This window comes from Polynucleobacter sp. 39-46-10 (assembly GCF_002282275.1).
The window spans coordinates 1-1,040 of record NZ_NCJB01000555.1; the positions used below are offsets into that span (position 1 = coordinate 1).

The 1,040-nt window shown below is 46.2% G+C and carries 1 protein-coding gene; it reads right to left on the minus strand.

All coding sequences use genetic code 11. The features are described from left to right. Positions 1-12: 12 nt before the first annotated feature. The gene (locus tag B7X71_RS17685) at positions 13-846 is read right to left on the minus strand and encodes a carbon-nitrogen hydrolase family protein (RefSeq protein WP_293598648.1); all 834 of its coding nucleotides are present in this window, start codon (positions 844-846) and stop codon (positions 13-15) included. Positions 847-1,040 lie beyond the last annotated feature (194 nt).

Sequence of the window (1,040 nt, forward strand, 5' to 3'; positions counted from 1 at the left end):
GAACTTTCTGTATTAAAGCTTGCGGTGTTTTAGTGCCGGTAGCTTAGAGCGTACCTCTTTTAATTTATCTTTGCTGAGTTTGCCCTGAATAAAACCTTCTCCTTCAGGAAGATTGCTCAGAATCTCGCCCCAAGGGTCAATGAGCATGCTCTCACCCCAGGTTCGGCGTTGATTTAGGTGTACACCGCCTTGAGCTGACGATAGTACATAGCACTGGTTTTCAATAGCACGTGCGCGCAAGAGGATCTCCCAATGATCCTTACCAGTTGTGTAGGTAAATGCAGCTGGGATGATGTGACAATCGACTTGCCCGAGGGCGCGGTATAGCTCTGGAAAACGAAGGTCATAACAAATGCTCAATCCAAAGTGCCAGTCAACTTCATTGATCCTGATGACAAATTGACCTGGCTGACTACCTGCTGCAATCGTTTCTGATTCTTCGTAACGCTCTGTTTCAGTTTGAAAACCAAACAAGTGGATTTTGTCGTAGCGAGCGATTTGCTTTCCCGTGGGATCAAATACTAGAGAGGTGTTGAGAACTTTGTTGGACTCTTTCGCCTCAAGAGGAATAGTGCCAGCCACGAGATAAATATTATTTTCTTGGGCTATAGCTGCAAGGCGCTCTTGAATTGGACCTGATCCAGCAGCTTCTCGTGCGTTTACCTTATCTGTATCTTTCAAGCCCATTAAGCAAAAATATTCTGGCAGTACGGCAATCTGAGCACCGCAATCTGCGGCAGCTTTAATCAAGCCTTCAGCAACCTCAAGGTTCTCGCTGAGGCTAGGGGTCGATACCATTTGTATCGAAGCCATATTGAGTTCAGAGGCATTTCTTAGTGAGTTCATCTGTTAAGCCTGGCGTTTAGGTGGGGATATTTTGATTTGCAGGTGGGCTTGCGGGTGCAGAAGTTGGCGTACTAGGTTTGGTTTGCTCTTTCAAAAGATTCTTAGTGCGAATCGTTTCCATTGTTTTTGCATCAAGCGGTTGACCCTTCTGATCGAGTGGGATGACCTCTGGGTTATCCCAAGAACCCTGAATC

Bases quoted from the DNA above. Each gene is read 5' to 3' on its own strand.
- B7X71_RS17685 (WP_293598648.1), bottom strand. From the start codon at position 846: ATGAACTCACTAAGAAATGCCTCTGAACTCAATATGGCTTCGATACAA.